Annotated in this window: 17 protein-coding genes; 2 read left to right on the forward strand and 15 right to left on the reverse strand. The window is 51.4% G+C overall.

All coding sequences use genetic code 11. The annotated features are described in order from the left end of the window. Positions 1-92 precede the first annotated feature (92 nt). Entirely contained in the window at positions 93-3,482 is a 3,390-nt protein-coding gene (locus CEK71_RS09555) for a beta strand repeat-containing protein (RefSeq protein WP_088619174.1), read from the reverse strand. 653 nt (positions 3,483-4,135) lie between these two features. Here CEK71_RS09555 and CEK71_RS09565 point away from each other — a divergent pair. Further along, a complete protein-coding gene (locus CEK71_RS09565; protein ID WP_088619176.1) occupies positions 4,136-5,122 on the forward strand; it encodes an L-threonylcarbamoyladenylate synthase in 987 nt (328 codons plus the stop codon). Between the two features lie 128 nt (positions 5,123-5,250). Here CEK71_RS09565 and CEK71_RS09570 read toward each other — a convergent pair whose 3' ends face one another. From CEK71_RS09570 to tpx, 4 genes are all read right to left on the reverse strand, one after another. Beyond that, positions 5,251-6,378: a sodium ion-translocating decarboxylase subunit beta gene (locus tag CEK71_RS09570; protein ID WP_088619177.1), complete on the reverse strand. Its 1,128-nt coding sequence runs from the start codon at positions 6,376-6,378 to the stop codon at positions 5,251-5,253. A gap of 23 nt (positions 6,379-6,401) precedes the next feature. Further along, the gene (oadA, locus tag CEK71_RS09575; RefSeq protein WP_088619178.1) at positions 6,402-8,192 is read right to left on the reverse strand and encodes a sodium-extruding oxaloacetate decarboxylase subunit alpha; all 1,791 of its coding nucleotides are present in this window, start codon (positions 8,190-8,192) and stop codon (positions 6,402-6,404) included. A gap of 445 nt (positions 8,193-8,637) precedes the next feature. Continuing rightward, entirely contained in the window at positions 8,638-8,874 is a 237-nt protein-coding gene (locus tag CEK71_RS09580; protein WP_088619179.1) for an OadG family protein, read from the reverse strand. A gap of 609 nt (positions 8,875-9,483) precedes the next feature. After that, entirely contained in the window at positions 9,484-9,990 is a 507-nt protein-coding gene (gene tpx / locus CEK71_RS09585; protein WP_088619180.1) for a thiol peroxidase, read from the reverse strand. A 248-nt stretch (positions 9,991-10,238) separates the two neighbouring features. Between tpx and CEK71_RS09590 the strand changes: the two genes are divergently transcribed. After that, entirely contained in the window at positions 10,239-10,958 is a 720-nt protein-coding gene (locus CEK71_RS09590; RefSeq protein ID WP_198328533.1) for a hypothetical protein, read from the forward strand. Between the two features lie 16 nt (positions 10,959-10,974). Here the strand turns inward: CEK71_RS09590 and der are convergent, their stop codons facing one another. The 10 genes from der to yajC form a co-directional block, all read right to left on the reverse strand. Further along, positions 10,975-12,378 (reverse strand): ribosome biogenesis GTPase Der, encoded by a 1,404-nt coding sequence (gene der / locus CEK71_RS09595; RefSeq protein WP_088619181.1) that lies wholly within the window; start codon positions 12,376-12,378, stop codon positions 10,975-10,977. Between the two features lie 3 nt (positions 12,379-12,381). Beyond that, positions 12,382-13,569, reverse strand: coding sequence for an outer membrane protein assembly factor BamB (gene bamB, locus CEK71_RS09600; protein WP_088619182.1), 1,188 nt, complete (start codon positions 13,567-13,569; stop codon positions 12,382-12,384). Next, positions 13,569-14,216, reverse strand: coding sequence for a YfgM family protein (locus tag CEK71_RS09605; protein WP_088619183.1), 648 nt, complete (start codon positions 14,214-14,216; stop codon positions 13,569-13,571). Before CEK71_RS09605 ends, bamB begins: the two co-directional genes overlap by 1 nt. 400 nt (positions 14,217-14,616) lie before the next feature. Next, entirely contained in the window at positions 14,617-15,900 is a 1,284-nt protein-coding gene (gene hisS, locus CEK71_RS09615; RefSeq protein WP_088619184.1) for a histidine--tRNA ligase, read from the reverse strand. 18 nt (positions 15,901-15,918) lie between these two features. Beyond that, positions 15,919-16,668 (reverse strand): type IV pilus biogenesis/stability protein PilW, encoded by a 750-nt coding sequence (pilW, locus tag CEK71_RS09620; protein ID WP_088619185.1) that lies wholly within the window; start codon positions 16,666-16,668, stop codon positions 15,919-15,921. Continuing rightward, positions 16,658-17,770, reverse strand: a complete 1,113-nt coding sequence (gene rlmN / locus CEK71_RS09625) for a 23S rRNA (adenine(2503)-C(2))-methyltransferase RlmN (protein WP_088619186.1) — start codon at positions 17,768-17,770, stop codon at positions 16,658-16,660. Before rlmN ends, pilW begins: the two co-directional genes overlap by 11 nt. After that, positions 17,745-18,176 carry a nucleoside-diphosphate kinase gene (ndk, locus tag CEK71_RS09630; protein ID WP_088619187.1) on the reverse strand — a complete coding sequence of 144 codons (432 nt, stop codon included), beginning with the start codon at positions 18,174-18,176 and terminating at the stop codon, positions 17,745-17,747. The genes rlmN and ndk overlap by 26 nt, the downstream gene beginning before the upstream one ends. 120 nt (positions 18,177-18,296) lie before the next feature. Beyond that, positions 18,297-19,220 carry a protein translocase subunit SecF gene (secF, locus tag CEK71_RS09635; RefSeq protein ID WP_088619188.1) on the reverse strand — a complete coding sequence of 308 codons (924 nt, stop codon included), beginning with the start codon at positions 19,218-19,220 and terminating at the stop codon, positions 18,297-18,299. A gap of 91 nt (positions 19,221-19,311) precedes the next feature. Further along, positions 19,312-21,165, reverse strand: a complete 1,854-nt coding sequence (gene secD / locus CEK71_RS09640; protein ID WP_088619189.1) for a protein translocase subunit SecD — start codon at positions 21,163-21,165, stop codon at positions 19,312-19,314. Between the two features lie 64 nt (positions 21,166-21,229). After that, on the reverse strand, positions 21,230-21,580 hold the full coding sequence (gene yajC / locus CEK71_RS09645) for a preprotein translocase subunit YajC (RefSeq protein WP_088619190.1): 351 nt from the start codon (positions 21,578-21,580) through the stop codon (positions 21,230-21,232). Between the last annotated feature and the right edge of the window lie 47 nt (positions 21,581-21,627).

Genomic DNA, 21,627 nt, shown 5'->3' on the forward strand with positions numbered 1-21,627 from the left:
CACAAGGCAAAAACCTCCATTCGGTTACCCAAATGGAGGTTTATTGTCACACCCAAAAAGGGCTTAGGTGAATATTGCCTTTGACTTAGGGCTTATAAGACAAAGTCGGTAGCTGCCAAGACACCCGTGAAACCAACCAGATCTACTTTAAAGTCAATGCCACCGGTAGCGGAGGTATCATTGGCAATAATAAAGGTATCAGGCCCTAAAGTGTAATACTGTACGGTAAACGCCCCTAGCGTGGTAGGGATAGCGCCACTGGCAGCCCCCCCCCAAGACATAACGGTAGCACCACCCAGACCGCTGATGTTAATTTTGTCACCTGCGGTAAAACCTTGTATCTGATCAAAACTGACGGCCGATGAATCGCTTGCCAAACTAAAGGCAAATGTGTCAGTTCCGCCGCCGCTGATCAATGTATCCTTACCCGCACCGCCATTGATCGTGTCATTACCCGCCCCACCTGTGATGGTATTGACGGCACCATTGCCTTGCAATGTATTGCCGGCAGCGTTACCGGTAGCGTTAATAGCGGAGGTTCCGGTCAAGTTGAGGGTTTCAACACCATCACCTGCGGCAAGCACATAAGTTACCATACTGTTAACTACATCGGTACCCGTAGTGCCGGTATCGCTAATCACATCATTGGTGACAGTGACATAGTAAGTGTCCGAACCGTTGCCCCCATCCATTGTGTTAAAGAAGGCAGCACTAGTATTCGCCGGAAAGATATCGGCTACTGTAGCACTGATGCCGTCATACAAAGTATCATTACCTGCGCCACCATATAAATGGTCGGCACCCGAACCGCCGTAAATAATATTAGCTCCCGCATTGCCGGCGATGTAGTTGTCTAACACATTACCTGTCGCATTAATTGCGTTGGTGCTGGCTACATCTGAGACATTACCTGCGGCAGTTGTCGCATCAATCCCAGAACCCACACCTGAATTGTTCAGCACCGCCGTACCGCCAGTTGTTCCTAAGACCATGTTTTCGACATTAGCCGCCAGCAGATAAGTACCCACCACGGCAGGAGTTCCGTTAGCGGAAACATTCACAAATACCAGATCAGTACCGGCACTAGTGGCTTCGGTGATCACATCACTAGTGCTGTTGATAACATAAGTGTCATTACCAAAATCACCCGCCAGCAGGTCAGCAGAAGTGTCCGCCGCAGTATCGCTGACCAAGCCGGAGATTAGCGTATCATTACCCGTACCGCCTTTCAGAGTGTCCACACCCGCATCGCCAATCAGCGTGTCGTTACTGGTGTTAGCCACAGTAATGGCATTGTTTAGCGTATTGCCTTGGCCTATAACAGCACTAGATCCGGCCAGGATCAGGTTTTCAATTTGAGCCGACAAGGTGTAGTTAACAATCGTGCTGACCACGTCAGTGCCGCCAGCAGATAACTCGGTAATCGTATCACTTGTGTTGGTGACATAATAAGTGTCATTGCCCGCACCACCCGTCAGCGATGAAATACTGCTATTGGACGTATTCTTGTCACTGCTGTCATACAAAGTGTCATTACCCACGCCGGCCTTTAAAGTGTTGGCACCTAAGCCGCCGATCAGTATGTTATTGCCACCCAAAATATCCGTTAAGGTATCATCACCGCTACCACCAGTCAGGGTATTGTTGCCGCTATTGCCTATCAAAATATCGCCAGAATTATTTGCCGTCGCATTAACGGCAGCGGTTCCGGTCAGGGTAAGCTGAGTAATGCCACCGGAAGCGTTGGCGCTTAAATCGTAGGATACGATACTGCTAACTAAGCTAGTCGCGTTGCCGACAATAATATCGTTGCTATTAGTGACGTAAAAAGTGTCATTGCCCGCACCGCCAGTCATCGTGTTATGGCCGGAGGCTATAACATCGGCCACTGTCGCGGAAGTGCTGTCGTACAGCTTATCATTACCCGCACCGCCAGTCAGCGTGTCCGCGCCATTGCCACCGATCAAGGTATTGTTGGCCGTAAAGCCCGTTGTCAAATCGACGCTGATAGTATTATTTTGGGCATTGCCGGTAACGGAAATCCCAGTCGTGTTGGTGTTATGGATAATCATATTGTCAACACCTGCGCTACTGGCATCATTCAGGGCGTAACTGACCGTGCTAATGACCGTATCGCTAGTATATAAGGCATTGACTGCTTCATTGATGGCCACTTTTGAATAATTGACATAGTAAGTATCATTACCCAGCCCACCCGTCATAGTGACTGCATTGGTATCACCCACAAATTTGGCGATAGCCGCAGTTGCCCCGATACCTGCTATCAACGTATCGTTACCTAAGCCGCCAATTAAGACATCCGTACCCGTAATTGTGCCACCGCCACTGATTAGGGTGTTATTTCCTGTTTTTCCGGCTTCAGTCAGGGTGTCGTTGCCTGCACCACCATTCAAGGTATCACCACCGCCGTTACCGACAATTTTGTTACTCAAGTCGTTGCCTATACCGGCTTGTGCGGTACTGCCCACCAAAACCAAGTTTTCTACGCCTGATGCCGCCACTAAGGAATAAGAGGCAACATAGCTATTAACTTGATCGATACCGCCCACGTCGGTAATAGTATCATTGGCACTGTTAACAATGTAGGTATCATTACCACCAAAACTGTCAAGCATATTATTGACGTTAGTGGATCCTGCAGTATCTCCATCGTTCAATACATTGGAGGCCGAGTTACCGGTAATGGTGTTCGCCCCAGTGCTGCCTGTGCCATAGATGGCCGCAGCACCTGTCAAAATCAAATTGCTGACATGGCTAATATCTGTCAATATAAAATCTACCGAGGACTTGACCGTGCCGTTGCCAGCAGCCGTAGACGTTTCAGTTACAGTGGTATTTGAAGTGGAAACAACAAACGTGTCATTACCTGCGCCGCCAATTAATGTATCAACCCCGCCGTTGCCGGTAAGGATGTTCGCATTGCTATCGCCTGTCAAGGTGTCGTTGAATTTTGAACCGATAATATTTTTGATATTAAGCAGCGTGTCTGACCCGGCAGCGATAGTATCGGTAGTCGCGGCCACGCTAAGGTTACTTGTCGTTAACCCCAAACTAGCGGTGACTCCGGCACTGGCATTAGCATAAGAGGCGGTATTATTAGATCCCACACCGAACAGATAATCGTTATTGTCCGTGCTAAGCAAAACGTTGGCGCTGACGGCATCGGTCGTAGTCGAAACCCCAGAAACCGTAGTAGCGGCAAGACCGTCACCAACCACCAAGTTACTGCCATCGGCGAATGAGAACAAGCTAGTGGAAATTCCGTTAACGCCACCCTTAATGCCTGTAAAATTAACGGCTTGACCGCCAATCGTAATGATGACATCCGTAGCACCAGCACCCGCAACAATACTGGTAATGAGAGAAGCGCTCTGAGCGGAAAGGTCAAAGCTAAATGTAGAGGCGGTCAAATCAATAGGGGTAGCAAAATTGGTAATAGCAGAATAAAGTTTAGTAGCCATAATTGTTCTCTTGAAATTGAAAGTGGTGAATCAAGCCGAGGGTTAATCTTACGCCTGGGAAGTTTAAAATAAAAACTTTAAATGATTGTGAAAACGGCTTTTACAAGCGCTTCCCAAGCATTTTCAATGGTGGAGGGGAGATTAGACCATCTGCTTAACCCTACCCATCATCCGCATCAGATCACGGTAATGTTTATTTAAACTACATGCCGTGATCTTTTTAAGCAATATTTATACCCGGTCCATCAAAAAATCGGGTAATTTTTCACGTTTCCTTCATCCTGCTTATTTTTAAGGCGTTTTTTGCCGGGAGAATAAATGGACATAGGCCTTTAGATGACACGTTTAGGATAAAGCCTCGGCAAACACTAATCCATGACAAATAACGGCTACCCTTTTTTGGGCAAGGGCTGACTTTTTTTGTCACAAATTGACAAAAAAAGCTTATGTCTTGCCGTGTTAGGGCATCCCCTGCCAGACCGATAAATAGTTTGTGTTCTGGCTCCCTGCGCTTTATCATTAAAAATTTGCAGCGGCGTAAAGGCCTGTAGCATAGCCGTACCCTTGCCGCCGACAGAGCCTGCAAATCGCTTAAAAGCCATTATACTCCAAAAGCTTAAGCCGCCACCCACTATCAACAACAGGCAACCATCATGCAATTAAAACAAGCTGACGCTTCGGCAATTGCCGAAGCGGCGGCGCTCTTACGCCAGGGGCGGCTAGTCGCGTTTCCGACTGAAACCGTCTACGGATTGGGCGCGGATGCGCATAACGCCGAGGCGGTGCGGGGCATTTTTGCCGCCAAAGGCCGCCCCGCCGACCATCCGCTAATCGTCCATATTGCCGAAGCCGCACAATTGGACGACTGGGCAACCCATATACCACAGGCGGCGCGGCAGTTGGCGGCACAGTTTTGGCCGGGGCCGCTGGCATTGGTGCTGCCCAAGCAGGCAGCAGTACCGGAGGTGGTGACTGGCGGTCAGCAAACGGTCGCTTTGCGCGTCCCTGGGCATCCGGTCGCCTTGGCTTTATTACGCGCCTTCGGTGGCGGCATTGCCGCGCCGTCCGCCAACCGCTTTTGCCGCATCAGCCCCACCCACGCCGCGCATGTCGCCGATGAACTGGGCGACGCGGTGGCGATGATTTTAGACGGTGGTCCCTGCCAAGTGGGCGTGGAATCGACGATAGTGGATTTAAGCGGCACACAGCCGCGTTTATTGCGGCCTGGACATATCAGTCCGGCAGCGTTAGAGGCGGTGCTGGGCCAATCCTTGCTGTTGCCGGAAGCGGCCCCAAGCAGCGACATCCGCGCCCCCGGCATGATGGCGGTGCATTACGCGCCCAGCACCCCCGCCCTGCGCTGTGCGCCCGAACGGTTGCAGACACAAGCCCAAGCTTTGTTGGCAACACACCCCCACATCGGCGTATTGGCTTATCAACAAAACTTACCCGCTGATCCGCGCCTGCATATCCTGACCCTACCCACGGCAGCGGCAGACTACGCCCAAGCCCTGTACGCGGCGTTACGGACACTAGATGCCCTGCCCTTAGCACGGATTTTAGTTGAACAGCCGCCCCAAACCGAAGCTTGGCGGGCGGTGAATGACCGCTTAAACAAAGCCACAACGTGGCTGGATTAAGCTTGGCTTATGGAGGATTTATGAAGTAGGCCGAGCCTTCGGCTTCGCTCAGGCAACGGCCTACCCCCGCTCCCTGAGCGAAGCCGAAGGGAACGGGAGCGCGGGCAAGATACCCGCGCTCCTAGAGCTTACTTAATCAAACTCAATAACACCCCGGCGGCCACCGCCGAGCCGATAACGCCCGCGACGTTCGGCCCCATGGCGTGCATCAGCAGGAAGTTATGTGGGTTGCTTTCCAAACCTAGCTTATTGGCTACCCGTGCCGCCATTGGTACGGCGGAGACTCCCGCCGCGCCGATCAGCGGGTTAATCGGCGTATCGCTGAACTTGTTCATAATCTTCGCCATAATCACCCCCGAAGCCGTACCGATAGCAAAAGCAACCGCCCCCAAGGCCAAAATGCCCAAAGTTTGGAATTGCAAAAAAGCATGGGCACTCAGCTTGGAGCCGACCGACAAGCCTAAAAAGATGGTGACGATATTGATCAGCTCGTTTTGCGCGGTTTGGCTTAAACGCTCGACCACGCCGCAAGTGTTCATCAGATTACCCAGCGCGAACATGCCGATCAACGGGGTCGCTGACGGCAACAACAAAATCGACAAAAACAGTAGCATCAACGGAAACACAATTTTTTCGGTCTTGCTAACCGCCCGCATTTGCTGCATTTCAATCCGGCGTTCGGCCTCGGTGGTCAGGGCACGCATAATGGGTGGCTGGATCAGCGGCACTAAAGCCATGTACGAATAGGCCGCGACCGCAATCGCCCCCAGCAAATCGGGGGCCATTTTTGACGCGACATAAATCGCCGTAGGGCCGTCCGCCCCGCCGATAATACCTATCGCCGCCGCATCTTTGAGCGAGAACTCCAAACCCGGCACGGCATTTAAGGCCAACGCGCCCAGCAAAGACGCAAAAATCCCAAACTGCGCCGCCGCCCCCAGCAGCAAGGTCTTAGGGTTGGCCAGCATAGGGCCGAAATCGGTCATCGCCCCTACGCCCATGAAGATCAATAAAGGGAAAATCCCCGCCTTAATGCCGAAATACAAATAGTACAGCAAGCCACCCTCTTCGGCGATACCCGCAATCGGAATGTTGCTGAGAATAGCCCCAAAGCCTATCGGCAATAATAATAACGGCTCAAAGCCTTTTTTAATTGCCAGATACAAGAGCAAAAACCCGACCAGCATCATAAATGCCTCACCGCCGGTAAAGTTATAGAGCCCCGTACTGTGCCAAAGTGAAATGAGATTTTCCATAAATATCCGTTATCTATACAAGGTTATAAGGAAATCAGGGCATTGCCGCCAGCGACTGCACCGCCTTCCTTGACATGGACGGCACTAACAATGCCCGTATATTTGGAACGCACTTCAGTTTCCATTTTCATAGCTTCCATAATGACGACAATTTCGCCCTCAGTCACCACACTGCCCTCACTGACCAAAATCTTCAGGATATTACCCGCCATCGGCGCATACACCACCGCCCCGTCATGGGCGACCAGCACTTGCGGCGAGGCTTCTTCAACCGCCGCTTGAATAGCCAATGCAGAACCGCCCGGCCCTACCGCCACTTGGAAATTCCGGCCATCGACATTAACGGTATAGCTTTCGATGCTCTTTTCGGCCACCGGCTCAGCTTTCGGCGCAGCGGCGGCAGCGAAAGCTTCGGGGTTAGGCGCGGCCTCAAAAGCGGCGGGATTGCCACGGTTGGCAAGAAATTTCCAGCCCACTTGCGCAAACATGCCGTTAATCAGCGCGTCCTCTTCAATATTTGCCGCCAGCTTCACGCCTTCGGCTTGGGCTTTTTCCTGCACCTCGGCAATCAGCTTGTGCATTTCCGCTTCCAACAAATCCGCAGGACGGCAGACAATCGGTTGCGCCCCATTCAGCACCCGCGCTTGCAGCTCGGCATTGACGGGCGCGGGGGTCGCGCCATATTCGCCTTTTAGCACCCCAGCGGTTTCTTTGGTGATAGTCTTATAGCGCTCGCCGCTCATGACGTTAATCACCGCCTGCGTACCGACAATTTGCGAGGTCGGCGTCACCAGCGGAATAAAGCCCAAATCTTCGCGGACACGGGGGATTTCTTGGATCACTTCGTCAAACTTGTCGGACGCGCCCTGCTCTTTGAGTTGGCTTTCCATATTGGTCAACATGCCGCCCGGCACTTGTGCAATAAGAATCCGGCTATCGACACCTTTCAAACTGCCTTCAAACTGGGCGTATTTTTTGCGGATATCGCGGAAATACGCGGCGATCTCTTCCAGCTTAATCAAATCCAAGCCAGTGGCGCGTTCGGTGTCTTCTAAGGCGGCGACAATAGTCTCGGTGGCGCTATGCCCGTAGGTCATGCTCAGTGAGGAAATGGCGGTATCGACATTATCAATGCCCGCTTCCGCCGCCTTTATGATACTGGCGACGCTTAAGCCGGTGGTGGCGTGGGAATGCAGGTGGATGGGGATGTTGGTGCTGGTTTTTAGGCGGGAGACTAACTCGAAGGCTTCATAAGGCTTTAGCAAGCCCGCCATATCCTTAATACAAATGGAATGGGCGCCCATATCTTCAATTTGCTTACCCAAATCTACCCACGATTCCATGGTATGTACCGGGCTGGTGGTGTAGGAAATAGTGCCTTGGGCATGGGCATCGGTCACCAGCACGGCTTTGACGGCATGTTCGATATTGCGCATGTCGTTCATGGCATCAAAAATACGGAACACATCAATGCCATTGACCGCGCAACGCTCGACAAACTTATCGACCACATCGTCGGCATAATGGCGGTAGCCTAAAATATTTTGTCCGCGCAACAGCATTTGTTGTGGGGTCTTAGGCATGGCCGCCTTCAGCAGGCGTAAGCGTTCCCAAGGGTCTTCGCCCAGATAGCGGATACAGGCATCAAACGTCGCCCCGCCCCAAGATTCGATAGACCAATAACCAATATCATCCAGTTTTGCACAAATCGGCAACATATCTTCGATACGCAACCGCGTCGCCAGGATAGACTGATGCGCGTCCCGCAGGACGACCTCAGTAATCTTTAAGGGCATTGTTGTGGGTTTGACCATGCTGTGTTTCTCCTAGAATACTTTTATGAGTCTTTAATCATTTGACCGCCAAGGTCGGTTGAATACTGAGCGTAATGCGTTTTCTAAATAAAATCAGGTGGGGATTGCCTAAGATGAAGGCGTAAAAATAAGCGTGTGGCTACGCTAAGGATGGAGGTGGCGACAATTCAGCCGTCACTTAAGCCAAGTGACAAACTTATTTCATGCCCGCCCCTAAGCCACACTTGCCCCAACCATCCCAGCCTGTTAGGCTCTCATCAAAGGTATGGGCGGCATCCATTTAGGTAAGCACTGGGAATAAGTCGGCCACTTAAGGCCTTGCAGGTTTGCTTTCTCCCTTTATGCCGCCGAGGGCGTAAGAGACAAAGCAAAAACGTGAAAGGCCTGACGGGTAGTACCCTTTATACCCCATGCCTAGCCTTTAAGCCAATAGCCGTACCAGCGTTTATTTGGGCTGGCGGTACTGGTGTACAGCAGCAGTGATCGCCGCCACAGTCGCCTTGTCAGGAACATTATTGGTGGCTACCTGGGAAATTGCAGGCACGGGCGGCGCTTCGGGAAAAAAACGTTGCACCAGTGCGGACATTAGGTTAATGGCAAACACCAGCATCGTCAAAAATAAAAAGACAATACCCATTCCCGCAAACATCAGCTCAACGCCACTACTCATTAATTCTGCCATATCGCGTCATCCTTTTATATAACTTAATCTATTAAAGACACATTATCCATAAATCGCGGGGCGAAACAAACTTATGTGACGATTTGGGGAGCTAGAGACGGCGAAAGCGAGGTATTGATACTTAGGGGGCGGCATGGCAGAGGAATTTTACAGGCGATAAATCGGCTATTTTATGGCGAATACCCTATAAAAATGGTTTTGTGCCGCTCTCTTCTGCCGGGACTATTACGCCGGACTGGGCGGCCTTCGGAACGCACTGCATACCCTATTTAGGCCCAGCCGTAGCGGCAGGATGCGGGTTAGGGTGCGCTTATAGCCTATTACCGCAGAAACGGTGTAAACTCTGAACGGTCAAGTTTTCGGTTAATCCGTTTGTGGTGAGCCCGTCCCACAGGGACTTCCGCTGGTCGTCGAACCATGGGCGGATTAACCGTCCACCTTTCGAATTTCAGGCCGAACGGCTAATCCTAAAACCGAAAACTTGATCGTTTGAAGTATAAACTCAATTTGCCGATTACGGCTGTTCAGCTTTTAGCAACCCGAAAAATTCGGTCAGCTTCCGCCAAACATCATCGCCCGCCCTTTCTTTAAGAGGAAACTACCTAAGCTTCACCCCACCGCCGCCAACACCTTCAACACACTGTCATAATCCGGCTCATTCGCCAACTCTGCGACCAATTCAGTGTACAGGACGCGGTCATCTGCATCTACGACCACTACGGCCCGGGCGGTCAGGCCGGCGAGGAGGCTGTCGGTCAGGCGCACGCCGTAGTCGTCGGCGAAGCCGGAGCGGAAGGTGGACAGCGGAATGACATTATCAAGGCCTTCGCTAGTGCAAAAACGGCATTGGGCAAACGGCAGGTCGGCGGACACCAGCAGCACCACGGTGTTGGCGATAGCGGCGGCTTTTTGGTTAAACATCCGCGCGGAGGCAGCGCAAGTGGGGGTGTCTAGGCTGGGGACGATATTGAGGACTTTGTTTTTACCCACATAAGCCGCTAGGCCCACGTCTTCAAGCTTGCTGTTGACGAGTTTAAAAGCGGGGGCGATAGAGCCGACGGCAGGCAGTTCGCCATTGGTATGTACAGGGTTTCCTTGGAAGCTGAGAGTGGCCATAGTAGGGGGGATTGTCTAAAAAAGAAGTCTTTGCCAAGCGCAAGGGTAAACCTACGGTAACGCGCAAAACACTGATGAGGCCAAAACGGCTTCGCCATAACAACAACGGGGTATAGCACAAGGCAGCAACACTGGGCTAGGTAAATACATCACACCAACACGGTAAATAGAGCGCAGTTTTTTTCAACCCGACCCTATAAACTAAGCACCATCAAACCATTGACCTTTTATTGTATGGATCCCCAGCTATGAACACGATTTCAACTTTTAGCCGTCTCTTATTCGCCGCCAGCCTGTTTTCCGCGTCTGCCGCCTACGCCGACCCTGCCCATGTCGCCTGGGCCGACACCTTGGTCAGCCATATCACACCCGACAAAAACGAGTATGCCAACAACCCGACGTATGTCTATTGGGCAGGCGTGAACGGTGCCTTAACGTATGAAAACCGCACCCAATGCAGCTCTTTTGTGACCCGGCTGTTAAAACAGGCTTATGGCTGGACGGATAACAATTTCAGCCAATGGTTCGGCTCCACCAGCCCCTCCGCCGCCGCTTACCATACCGCCATCAACAACCAAAACGGCTTCACCACCGTTTCTGACATCACGCAGATTCAAAAAGGTGATATTTTCGCCATTGAATATAATGATGAAGATGCCACGGCCACGGGCCATGTCATGATGGCGGATGATGTCGCCAAGGCGCGGGTTGCCAGCGAACCCGTCATTGCCAATACGCAACAGTATGAAATAAAAATTATTGATTCGTCCAAAACCGGCCATGGCGCAGGCGATACCCGCTTACAAGCGGATGATACCTGGGATTCTGGCGTCGGACGCGGCAAATTACGCTTATACGCCGACAATAACGGCACGGTGGTCGGTTATGCGTGGAGCGCCAGCAAAAGCTCGGTGTATTACAGCTTACAATCAACCCGCCATTTGGTGATAGGCCGTTTAGCGAACTAAAGCGGAGCCGCCAACCCTAGCCTTTCTGCTTATTTTTCACCCGCTGCAAGATTTTCTCGCGGCGTTGCACTTGCCAGTCTACCTGTTTCTTTTTCTGCTCACTAAACGGATTAGCGGGCGATTTAAACTCCAAGCGGATCGGCGTACCGGACAGCTTTAACTGTTCGCGGTAATAGTTGGTCAAATAACGCTTATAAGAGATCGGCAGGGCATCCGTCTGGACGCCATGGACAATCACCACCGGGGGGTTACGGCCACCTTGGTGGGCATATTTCAGTTTGATGCGGCGGTTATTGACCATCGGCGGCTGGTGCGCGTCGGTGGCCTCTTTGAGGATGCGCGTCAAGACCGGGGTGGACATGTTAATCATCGCCGACTCGTACAAGGTGTTGACGACATCGAACAATTTGCCGACCCCGCTGCCGTGCAGCGCAGAAATGGGGTGTTTTTCGGCGAATTCCATAAAGGACAGCTTCACTTCCAATTGGCGTTTGACGGTCTCTTTTTGCGCGTGGTCTAAGCCGTCCCATTTATTCAGGCCGATAATCAGGGCGCGGCCCGCCTCAATGACCAACCCCAACAAATGCGCATCCTGATCGGTCACGCCTTCGCTGGCATCAATCAAATATATCACGACATGAGCTTTTTCAATCGCTTGCAGGGATTTGATGACGCTGAACTTTTCGATGGTTTCGGCAATTTTTGAGCGCCGCCGCATCCCGGCAGTATCAATCAAGGTGAACTGCTTGCCGTTGCGCTCGAAAGGGATATAAATACTGTCGCGGGTCGTACCGGGTTGGTCAAACACAATGACCCGCTCTTCGCCAAGCAGGCGGTTGACCAAGGTGGATTTGCCGACATTGGGGCGGCCAACCACAGCAATGCCCACGCCCTTGCGCTCACCCTCATCATCGACCAACGCCGAGGCGGGAGGTAGCAATTGGTTGACGCGCTCCAGCAGTTCCGGCACCCCCCGCCCGTGCGAAGCGGCAATTTGTGACGGCTCTCCCAAAGCCAAGGAATAAAAGTCGCTGGTGGCAATAGCGGCATCCAAGCCGTCAATCTTATTGGTTACTAAGATAATGGGTTTGGCCATTTTTCTCAGGGTTTCGGCAATGGCTTTATCGGAGGCGCTCAGACCTTCCCGCGCATCGACCATAAACAACACCACATCCGCCTCTTCTAAGGCGACTTGCACTTGTTTTCTGGAAAAGCTTTCGATGCCCTCGGCATCGTCGGCAATACCGCCCGTATCGACCACCAAGCAGGGGCGGATACCGTGTTTAACGCGCCCGTACTGGCGGTCGCGGGTCAGACCCGGCATGTCCGCCACAAGGGCCTCACGGCTGCGGGTCAAATAATTGAATAGGGTCGATTTGCCGACGTTAGGTCGGCCGACCAAGGCTATAACAGGTAACATAATTTATTGGACAGTTAAAGCGGCAAGTGTGCCGTCTTTGGCGTAGACGTAGACAATATTGTCCACGACCACAGGCTTAGCCTCGATAGGGCTATTAGATATTTGCACCCGTGCCATTTGATGGCCATCGGCGGTGCTTAACCAATGGACGTAACCCTCAAAATCGCCGACCACAACATAGTGGCCGTATGAGGCCGGTGCGGAGGTACGCCGTTGGTGCAAGTCTTTTTGCCGCCACAGCGACGCGCCGCTACGCAAATCTAACTGCCAGACATCGCTGTCGTTGTCTGACAAGTATAAATACCGCCAATCGTTGCTCAAGCCCGTAGAGGAAGACACCTCCTCATTGCGCCAGATGACATCGCCATCAACAGCGGACACCGCGCTGACCCCACCATGGAATCCGGCAATATAAACCACGCCCGCCGCTTCCAGCGGGTCGGTGTCCAAATCCACTAAGCGGTCGACTTCGGAACGGCCTTTCGGTACGGCGATGCTGCTTTCCCAGATATAGCGCCCGTCTTTTAATTCTAAGGCAATCAGTTTACCGTTGTCATAACCGCTGATCAGCTTATCCTCGACCACCACAGGACTGGCAGTACCACGGATGCTTAAGGCCGGCACCGCGACTTCGTAGCTCCACAGCTTCGCGCCCGTGGCTTCGTTAATGGCAGTGACTTTGCCGTCGGTGGTGTGGATAATGACGATGCCGTGGGCAATCGTCGGCACGGCCAGCACTTCGCTGGTGACTTTAGCCTTCCAACGCTCAGTACCCGTGTCGGCGTTTAATGCCAACACTTCGGCATCGCTAGTGCCTAAAATAGCGGTGTTATGGCCGATACCGGGGCCTGCGGAAAACGGCAACTCAGTTTTGGCTTCCCAGTGTTCCTTACCCGTCAGCAAATCCCTGGCTTGGACACGGCCTTTATGGTCAGCGGCGATGATCTGGGCACTGCCGATGCCGGGCACCAATTTTAAGGTTTGTTCGTCCGCCCCTGCGCCTACCGACTCTTTCCACAGCACTTGGATTTTTAGCTCTTGCGTATACTCGCTCAAGGGTTTGGGCGGATCGGTGTTATCGGCGCCGCCAGTAAAATAATCGCTGACCCCCGAAAAGGTTTCGCCAACGGTATCCCAAGCGGCACAACCCACTAGGCTTAAGCACAGCAGTAGCAACGTAAATAGGCGCATTATTGGGTCTTTTCCAGCTTTTCAGGCGCAGTCAAATCGTCAATTTTCATTTGCAACAGCGGCGATTGCTGGCCGTTGTGCAAGGCGTTTTGGTACGAGGTACGGGCTTGGTCGGGACGGTCTAGGGCGACGTAAATATCGCCGACCAATTCGTCATAGTGCGCGGAAAAACTCGCCGATTTCGCCGGATCAATATCATTAATCAATTTCAACGCCGCCTCAAATTCTTTGTTCGCCATCAGCAAATGCACCAAACGGATTTTGGCGATATTGCCCAATTCCTTATTGGATGCTTGCGCGACTTTTTCCAGAATGGTTTTGGCGGCTGCCAGATCACCTTGATCGACTTTCAGTTTAGCGACCGTCAGCTCGCTGAACAGGGCGTAATCGCTGGCACTAAAACGGCTTTCCATCTGCTCATCCAACTTGGCGACCGAGTCTTTTTGGTTAGCTTGCGCGGCCTTAGTCAATTGTCCGTATAAATTGGCGGCCTGCTCAGTTTGCCCGCGCTGATAATCCTGCCAATAGTTCCAGCCTAAAATGACCACAACACCCAGACCTAAGCCGACCAAGGTTGCCTGACCATTTTCTTTCCACCACGCTTTCAGCGCGGCAAGCTGCTCTTCTTCTGTTTCGTAAATTTCCACAATAACTCTCTTGTACGATGGGTTTTGTTGATTCTTGTGTTAACGCCAGCTATTTAACTGACGTTACGCAGTAACGTCGCTTTGCTCCCGTTTGCCGCGCCGAGCACCGCAGGTTTTGTCGGGATCAGCCCGAAGGGGCGCGGCAAGGATGCCGCGCGTCGGCAGGAGGGCAGGAGCCCTCTCTGCCGACCCCCCGACAAAACCGAGGAGCGCAGGATCAAGCGGCAACCGGGCCGCCTTTTCTTTGGATACTTTCTTTTGGCGGAGCAAAAGAAAGTATCTCGCCTTCGGGTGCGAGAACCCGATTTAAAAAACTTCGCGATAGCGACTCATTATTTGTTTTTCTAAACCGCAGAATATGTCTGCGTAACAGCAGATATTTAATATGTTACGCGCCGCGCTACTTTACCAACAAATAATCGCGTAAAAACTCAATCGCTTGGGTTTGCGATAAGGTTTGCTGGCCTTCTTGTCCGTTGCGCAAAGCTTTTAGGCTGACTTGTCCACAGGCCGCTTCATCATCACCGACGATAATCGCATAATCCGCACCGCTTTTGTCGGCTTTTTTAAACTGGCTTTTAAAACTGCCGCCATCGGCGTTCATTTGCAGTTTGAGCGCAGGCAACGCCGTGCGTAAGGCTTCGGCAAAGCGCAGGCCCACGCGTTCGGCTTCGCTACCGACCCTGACCATATAGACATCCACGGGCTTAGCCAACGGCAAATCCGGCACCGTTTCCATTAAAGCCAACAGCCGTTCCATACCCATGGCAAAACCGACCGCAAAGTTAGGTTTGCCGCCCAATTGCCCGATCAGACCGTCATAACGGCCACCTGCACAGACCGTACCTTGCGAACCGAGTTCAGTAGTGACCCATTCAAACACGGTCTTGCTGTAATAGTCCAGCCCCCGCACCAAACGCGGATTAATCGTGTAGGGAATCGCCAAATCCGCCAAAATATCGGTAATGGCGGTAAAATGTTGGCGACTATCTTCACCTAAATACGCCAACAACTCCGGCGCATTCGCCACCACTTCGGCCATCGCCGGATTTTTGGTGTCAAGGATACGCAAAGGATTGGTCAGCAAGCGGCGTTGGCTCTCTTCATCCAGCAGGGCAACATGTTGCTGGAAGTAGGTCACTAGGGCTTCGCGGTAAACATTACGCTCCTCTATCGTGCCTAAGGAATTCAATTCCAGATGTACTTTAGCGCGGATACCCAAGCGTTTCCAGAGGCGATCCATTAAAATAATCAGCTCCGCATCAATATCGGGCGCCGCCATGCCGTAAGTTTCCACACCCAGTTGGATAAACTGGCGGTAACGGCCTTTTTGCGGACGCTCATGGCGGTACATAGGGCCGCTATACCATAAGCGATGCACCTGCCCGTTCAGCAAACTATGTTCTAAACAGGCCCGCAGACATCCTGCCGTGCCTTCGGGACGCAAGGTCAGCGAGTCGCCATTGCGGTCGTCAAAGGTGTACATTTCCTTTTCGACGATATCCGTGACTTCGCCGATGGAGCGTTTAAACAGCTCGGTCTTTTCGACAATGGGCAAGCGGATTTCGCTATAACCATAAGAAGCTAAAACTTCGCGGATAATGCTTTCCGCATATTGCCAAAGCGGGGTTTGGTCGGGCAGCACATCGTGCATCCCGCGTATTGCTTGTATCGTATTTGCCATGCTGGGTTTATTTGCCTGTTACTGCACAGGCTCGGCTTTTTTAGCTTCGTCGGAAAGCGGAAACTTTTCCAACAACAAATTTTTATATTCTTGCGCCAGGCCAATATTGCCTAAAGCGCGTTCGGTTTGCATCCCGTACCACAACGATTGGGCGGTATGCGGAACACCGCTGGCCAGATAGCGTTGCAAATAACTTTTGGCCGGCCAATATTCACGGTTTTGGTAACAGATTTTTTGCATTTCCAATAGAGCCGGCGAATAATCGGGCTTGAGCAGCAGAGCTTCCTTAAAATACGCCTTGGCGCGGGAGTTCTGCCCGTCTTTTAACTCGCATAAACCGGCGTTAGTCACCGCCAACCATTGCCTATCATTGAGCAAATTGCCCATCGCCTTGCTTAACAGACCCATACCCTGACGGGTATCGCCATGATCGCACAAAAACCGCCCATAATTGTTTTGCGCACCCAGATCGTCAGGGGCAATCTGCAAAGCCTTTTTGTAATGCGCTTCGGCCTCCGGGAATTTTTCGATTTTCTCGAACAAATACGCCAACGCGTTATGTACCGCTGCATTGTTCGCATCATTCGCCAAAGCTTTTTCGAGATTTTCCTTCGCCAATTCCAAGCGGTTCATGTTCATATAACGGATACCCAACTGCAAATAGGTATCGGTCTTTTCCTTTTTTTCTTCCGTACCGGCGCAGCCCGCCAAAATGGCGACACCCACGCACAATAAAAGATAACGGCTTACGCTTGTCTTACGTCTCATGCTCAGTACCTGCCAAGTGCAATTTTAGGTGGCGGCGGCTTTTATCCTTTACTTGCCCGACTAACTGCCCACACGCGGCATCAATATCTTCGCCACGGGTTTTTCGGACAGTAGTGACAATACCGGCATCGTTCAACAAGGTTTTAAACTGATGGATGCGGTTATTGCTGGAACAACGGTAAGATGAATTAGGAAATGGGTTAAACGGTATCAAGTTGATTTTTGAAGGCACAGTTTTTAACAGCTCGACCAGCCCGTAAGCATCATCTAGGGAGTCATTCACGCCATCAAGCATCACATACTCAAAAGTGATGGTGCGGCGCGGCGCCAATTTGGCGTTCTCACGGCAAGCTGCCAACAGCTCTTGCAGCGGATATTTCTTATTAATCGGCACCAGCTCGTTACGCAATTCGTCAGTGACCGCATGTAAGGACACCGCCAAGCTGACATCGCAAACCTCGGTCAGGCGATACATAGCCGGCACAACCCCTGATGTACTGATGGTGACGCGGCGCTTGGATAAACCATAAGCGAAATCGTCCATCATCAAATTCATCGCGGCAACCACATTGTCGAAGTTCAACAACGGTTCGCCCATGCCCATCATCACCACATTGGTGATTTTGGCACTGCTACCTAAACGGTTTTGCGCAGCATACACTTGGCCGATGATTTCCGAGGTACTTAAATTACGGTTAAAGCCCTGCTGGGCTGTCGAACAAAACGTACACGCCAAGGCGCAACCAATTTGCGAAGACACGCACAGCGTCCCCCGCCCCTCTTCGGGAATGAACACGGTCTCGACGCGGTTACCGCAATGGGTTTGCAGCACCCATTTATGCACCCCGTCACTGGCAACCTGCTCGACCACAATTTCTGGGGTTTCGATACGGCAATGCTCGGTCAGATAACTGCGCAAAGGCTTGCTTAAGTTGGTCATCAGGCTGAAGTCAGTGACCCCTTCCTGATACAACCATTTGAGCAATTGCGTGGCGCGGAACGGTTTTTCGCCTAAGCCGACAAAAAAAGCCGCGAGGCCTTTTCTGTCGAAATCAAGCAAATTAGTTTTGTTAACCTTAACGGGTTCTGGCACAAAGTTCATCGGCTGAGAAGAAATAAGCGATTTCGCGTTCTGCGGTAGCTAAGGCATCGGAACCGTGCACGGCATTTTCGTCGATGCTGCTGGCGAAATCGGCGCGGATAGTACCTGCGGCAGCGTCTTTCGGGTTAGTCGCACCCATAATTTCGCGGTGTTTCAGGACAGCGTTTTCGCCTTCCAACACTTGCATGATTACAGGGCCGGAAATCATAAACGCGACCAGGTCATTGAAGAAACCGCGGGCGCTGTGTTCAGCATAAAAACCTTCTGCTTGTTCTTTAGTCAGATGCAGCATTTTTGCGGCAACAATTTTCAGGTCGTTTTTTTCGAAACGGCTATAAATTTCGCCGATAACATTTTTTGCCACTGCATCAGGTTTAATGATTGAGAAGGTACGTTCGATTGCCATTGTTTACAAAGCTCCAATAGGATTGATAAAAAGTGATTGCCAATTATAGCCGATTCGGGTGACGAATGTGATTAATCGTAAGCCCCAAGCCTTAAAAAGCCCCCAAGCGGGGGCGTGTTCCTAAGGCAAATTATCCAAATGCTCTTCCCTGACCACCGGAATTAAATCTTGTGGGCTAACCCCTAAAATCAACGCCATAGGGCTGGCGATGAAAATGGACGAGTAAGTGCCAAAAAACACCCCGAACAGCAACACCACCGAAAACCCATGAATAACTTCGCCGCCTAAGAAAAACAGCGACACCAACACCAAAATCACCGTCAACGAAGTCATAATAGTACGGCTTAACGTGACATTGACCGATATGTTAATCATTTCCTCAGTGCTTTTGTTGCGCAACTGGATGAAGTTCTCCCGAATCCGGTCATAAACCACGATAGTGTCGTTCAGCGAGTAGCCGATTAACGCCAACACCGCCGCCAACACCGTCAGGTCAAACTCCATCCGCAGCACCGAAAACACCCCTAAAGTCACAATAACATCGTGCAGGGTGGCGATAATCGCGCCTAAGGAGAATTTCCATTCAAACCGCCAAGCGACATAAATCAAAATGCCGATAGTGGAGTACAGCAAGGCCAGGAAGCCGTCTTGCGCCAAATCGTCGCCGACTTGCGGGCCGACAAACTCCACCCGCCGCAAACTGGCCGGTTCGGCGGTGTCTTTGTTAATCGCCTCCAGCACCTTATTGCTTAAATCGGCGCTGCTCACACCTTCTTGCAATTTCAGGCGGATCAACACATCTTTAGCCGTGCCAAAATTCTGCACAGTGGCATCGGCAAAGCCGGAACTGTCCAGCGTCGCGCGTAAAGCCGTCAGGTCGGCGGGCTTTTGGTAGCCGACTTCAATCAGCGTACCGCCGGTAAAGTCGATACCCATCTGCAAGCCTTGCACCGACAGGGAAATAATAGAAAGCAGCGACAAAATGCCGGAAAAAATCAGGGCGATATTGCGGTTGCCGATAAAGTTTATATTAGTTGTTTTCATCGTTTTGTTTGGGTAAAAATTTTCAGGTGAACAACGCCAAAGGAGCGGCCTGTTAACGCGGTGGCGTTAACTTAGAGCCGCCCACGCCAGCCTAAATAGACAACTTATCGACCCGACGGTCGCCATAAATCCGGTTAATCACCATCCGCGTACCTGTAATGGCGGTAAACATGGATGACAAAATACCGATGATTAAGGTCACGGCAAAGCCTTTGACCGATCCCGTACCAAAGACGAACAGCACGATAGCCACCACCAAGTTAGTGACATGCGAGTCTAAAATGGTCGCGAAGGCTTTTTCATAACCGATAAAAATACTCGCCTGCGGGGAGTTACCGTTTCTGATCTCTTCTTTAATCCGTTCAAAAATCAAAACGTTAGCATCAACCGACATACCCACGGTAAGGATAATCCCGGCAATACCCGGCAAAGTCAGCGTCGCTTGCAACAGCGACAAAATCGCCACCACAATCACCACGTTAAACGCCAGCGCCAAGTTGGCGATCATACCGAACAGGCGGTAATAGCCTGCCATGAACAGCACGACCAGCACGAAGCCGACGATGAACGACAAAAAGCCTTTATCGATATTATCTTGGCCTAAGCTAGGGCCGACAGTGCGTTCTTCAACAATATCGACCGGCGCAGCCAACGCGCCCGCCCTTAACAATAAGGACAAGTTGCGGGCTTCTTGCGGGCTGTCCAAACCGGTGGTTTGGAAGCGCTTGCTGAACACGCCTTGGATGGTCGCCACACTGATGACTTTTTCAACTTTTTCTTTATGGCGGACTTTTTCGCCGTTGACGATGCGGTTTTCCGATTTATATTCGATAAACACCACCGCCATCGGCTTACCGACATTGGCTTGGGTCATTTTACCCATTTTCGCCGCACCCGCGCCATTCAGGTTAATCACCACCGCCGGACGGCTGTCTTCATCAACGCTAGAAGAAGCATCCAAGATTTGGTCACCCGTCACGATCACCTGACGGTTTAACAAGATAGGCCGGCCGTCTTTCTCGTAATACAAGCGGCTACCGACCGGAGGATGGCCCTCAACGGCTTTTTGCACATCATGTTCGACATCAACCAAACGGTATTCCAAGGTGGCGGTGGTGCCTAAAATATCCTTAGCACGGCCTGTGTCCTGAATACCCGGCAATTGCACCATGATACGGTTTTCGCCCTGTTGCTGGATGACCGGCTCGGCTACGCCCAGTTCATTAACGCGGTTGCGTAAGGTGGTCATGTTTTGCGCGACGGCATTTTTGCGGGTGTCTTTCAACTCGCGTTCGCCGATTTTCAGCCATACTTCATCCGGTGTACCGTCCGGCTCGGTCACTTCCAAGGTGCGGAAGTTTTTGTCCAACACCTTAAACAAATTGGGCTTGTCGGCGGCTTCTTTCAATTTTATTTTGATGAAACCGTTATCTTTGGCGACCGACTGGTAACGCAAGTTCGCCTCGCGCAACGCCAGACGCAAATCGTCGTTATAGCGCTCTTCGGCCTGTTTCACTGCCGCGTCCATATCCACTTCGAGCAAGAAATGCACCCCGCCGCGTAAGTCCAGACCCAAATACATGGCTTTTGCGCCCAAGGCACGCAACCAACCGGGCGTGGTAGGGGCCAGATTTAAGGACACCGTGTAATCATTGCCCATTTTCTCGCGCAACAAATCGGCGATTTTCAATTGGTCGTCGTTACTGCCCAGACGCGCCAGCACCCGCCCATCGGCAACTTCAAACGCTTTCATCGGCGTATTGCTGTCTTTAACCAGTTTTTCTATGGTGCTCACCTGCGTTGGGGTCAGCGCGGTACCGGCGTGGCTGGACACCACCTGTACAGAGGGGTCTTCGTTGTATAAATTAGGTAATGCGTAAATAATCGAGACCAGAAAGACCAGCAAGATTAAGACATTTTTCCAAAGAGGGTAACTGTTATGCATTATGTTATTCCAATCATTAAAACCGCGCCGGAGGCCGTCGGTGGTTGCCGTTAGCGGAGAGCGGTTATTCTTTTATTATTTTTTTCGTGACCGCTTTATAGGTTCCCTTAGGCATCATGTTCTCAACACTTTGGCGTTGGACTTGAATAAACGTATTGTCGCAAATCTCAATTTTGACAAAATTGTCGTCCACATCGACCACTTTGCCTAAAATGCCACCAGCAGTGACCACTTCGATACCTTTTTTCAAGGTCGACATCATTTCTTTTTTCTCTTTAGTACGTTTGGCTTGCGGACGCAAAAACAGGAAATAGAAAAAGACTAAAATGCCCAGTGGGAACAGCATCCCTTCAATACCGGGTTGGGCGGCTGCGGCGGTGCCTTCAGCCAGCGCGTCGGAAATAAAAAAACTCATGGTCGTCCTCAATTATAATTGTTAAATAAAAAATCCCGCCATTATGC

The sequence above is a fragment of the Methylovulum psychrotolerans genome, from assembly GCF_002209385.1.
GTDB lineage: Bacteria > Pseudomonadota > Gammaproteobacteria > Methylococcales > Methylomonadaceae > Methylovulum > Methylovulum psychrotolerans.

What these genes read in the sequence shown, in the direction of transcription:
- CEK71_RS09555 (WP_088619174.1), bottom strand. Translation starts at nt 3,482, where the DNA reads ATGGCTACTAAACTTTATTCTGCTATTACCAATTTTGCTACCCCTATT.
- CEK71_RS09565 (WP_088619176.1), top strand. Translation starts at nt 4,136, where the DNA reads ATGCAATTAAAACAAGCTGACGCTTCGGCAATTGCCGAAGCGGCGGCG.
- CEK71_RS09570 (WP_088619177.1), bottom strand. Translation starts at nt 6,378, where the DNA reads ATGGAAAATCTCATTTCACTTTGGCACAGTACGGGGCTCTATAACTTT.
- oadA (WP_088619178.1), bottom strand. Translation starts at nt 8,192, where the DNA reads ATGGTCAAACCCACAACAATGCCCTTAAAGATTACTGAGGTCGTCCTG.
- CEK71_RS09580 (WP_088619179.1), bottom strand. Translation starts at nt 8,874, where the DNA reads ATGGCAGAATTAATGAGTAGTGGCGTTGAGCTGATGTTTGCGGGAATG.
- tpx (WP_088619180.1), bottom strand. Translation starts at nt 9,990, where the DNA reads ATGGCCACTCTCAGCTTCCAAGGAAACCCTGTACATACCAATGGCGAA.
- CEK71_RS09590 (WP_198328533.1), top strand. Translation starts at nt 10,239, where the DNA reads ATGAACACGATTTCAACTTTTAGCCGTCTCTTATTCGCCGCCAGCCTG.
- der (WP_088619181.1), bottom strand. Translation starts at nt 12,378, where the DNA reads ATGTTACCTGTTATAGCCTTGGTCGGCCGACCTAACGTCGGCAAATCG.
- bamB (WP_088619182.1), bottom strand. Translation starts at nt 13,569, where the DNA reads ATGCGCCTATTTACGTTGCTACTGCTGTGCTTAAGCCTAGTGGGTTGT.
- hisS (WP_088619184.1), bottom strand. Translation starts at nt 15,900, where the DNA reads ATGGCAAATACGATACAAGCAATACGCGGGATGCACGATGTGCTGCCC.
- pilW (WP_088619185.1), bottom strand. Translation starts at nt 16,668, where the DNA reads ATGAGACGTAAGACAAGCGTAAGCCGTTATCTTTTATTGTGCGTGGGT.
- rlmN (WP_088619186.1), bottom strand. Translation starts at nt 17,770, where the DNA reads ATGAACTTTGTGCCAGAACCCGTTAAGGTTAACAAAACTAATTTGCTT.
- ndk (WP_088619187.1), bottom strand. Translation starts at nt 18,176, where the DNA reads ATGGCAATCGAACGTACCTTCTCAATCATTAAACCTGATGCAGTGGCA.
- secF (WP_088619188.1), bottom strand. Translation starts at nt 19,220, where the DNA reads ATGAAAACAACTAATATAAACTTTATCGGCAACCGCAATATCGCCCTG.
- secD (WP_088619189.1), bottom strand. Translation starts at nt 21,165, where the DNA reads ATGCATAACAGTTACCCTCTTTGGAAAAATGTCTTAATCTTGCTGGTC.
- yajC (WP_088619190.1), bottom strand. Translation starts at nt 21,580, where the DNA reads ATGAGTTTTTTTATTTCCGACGCGCTGGCTGAAGGCACCGCCGCAGCC.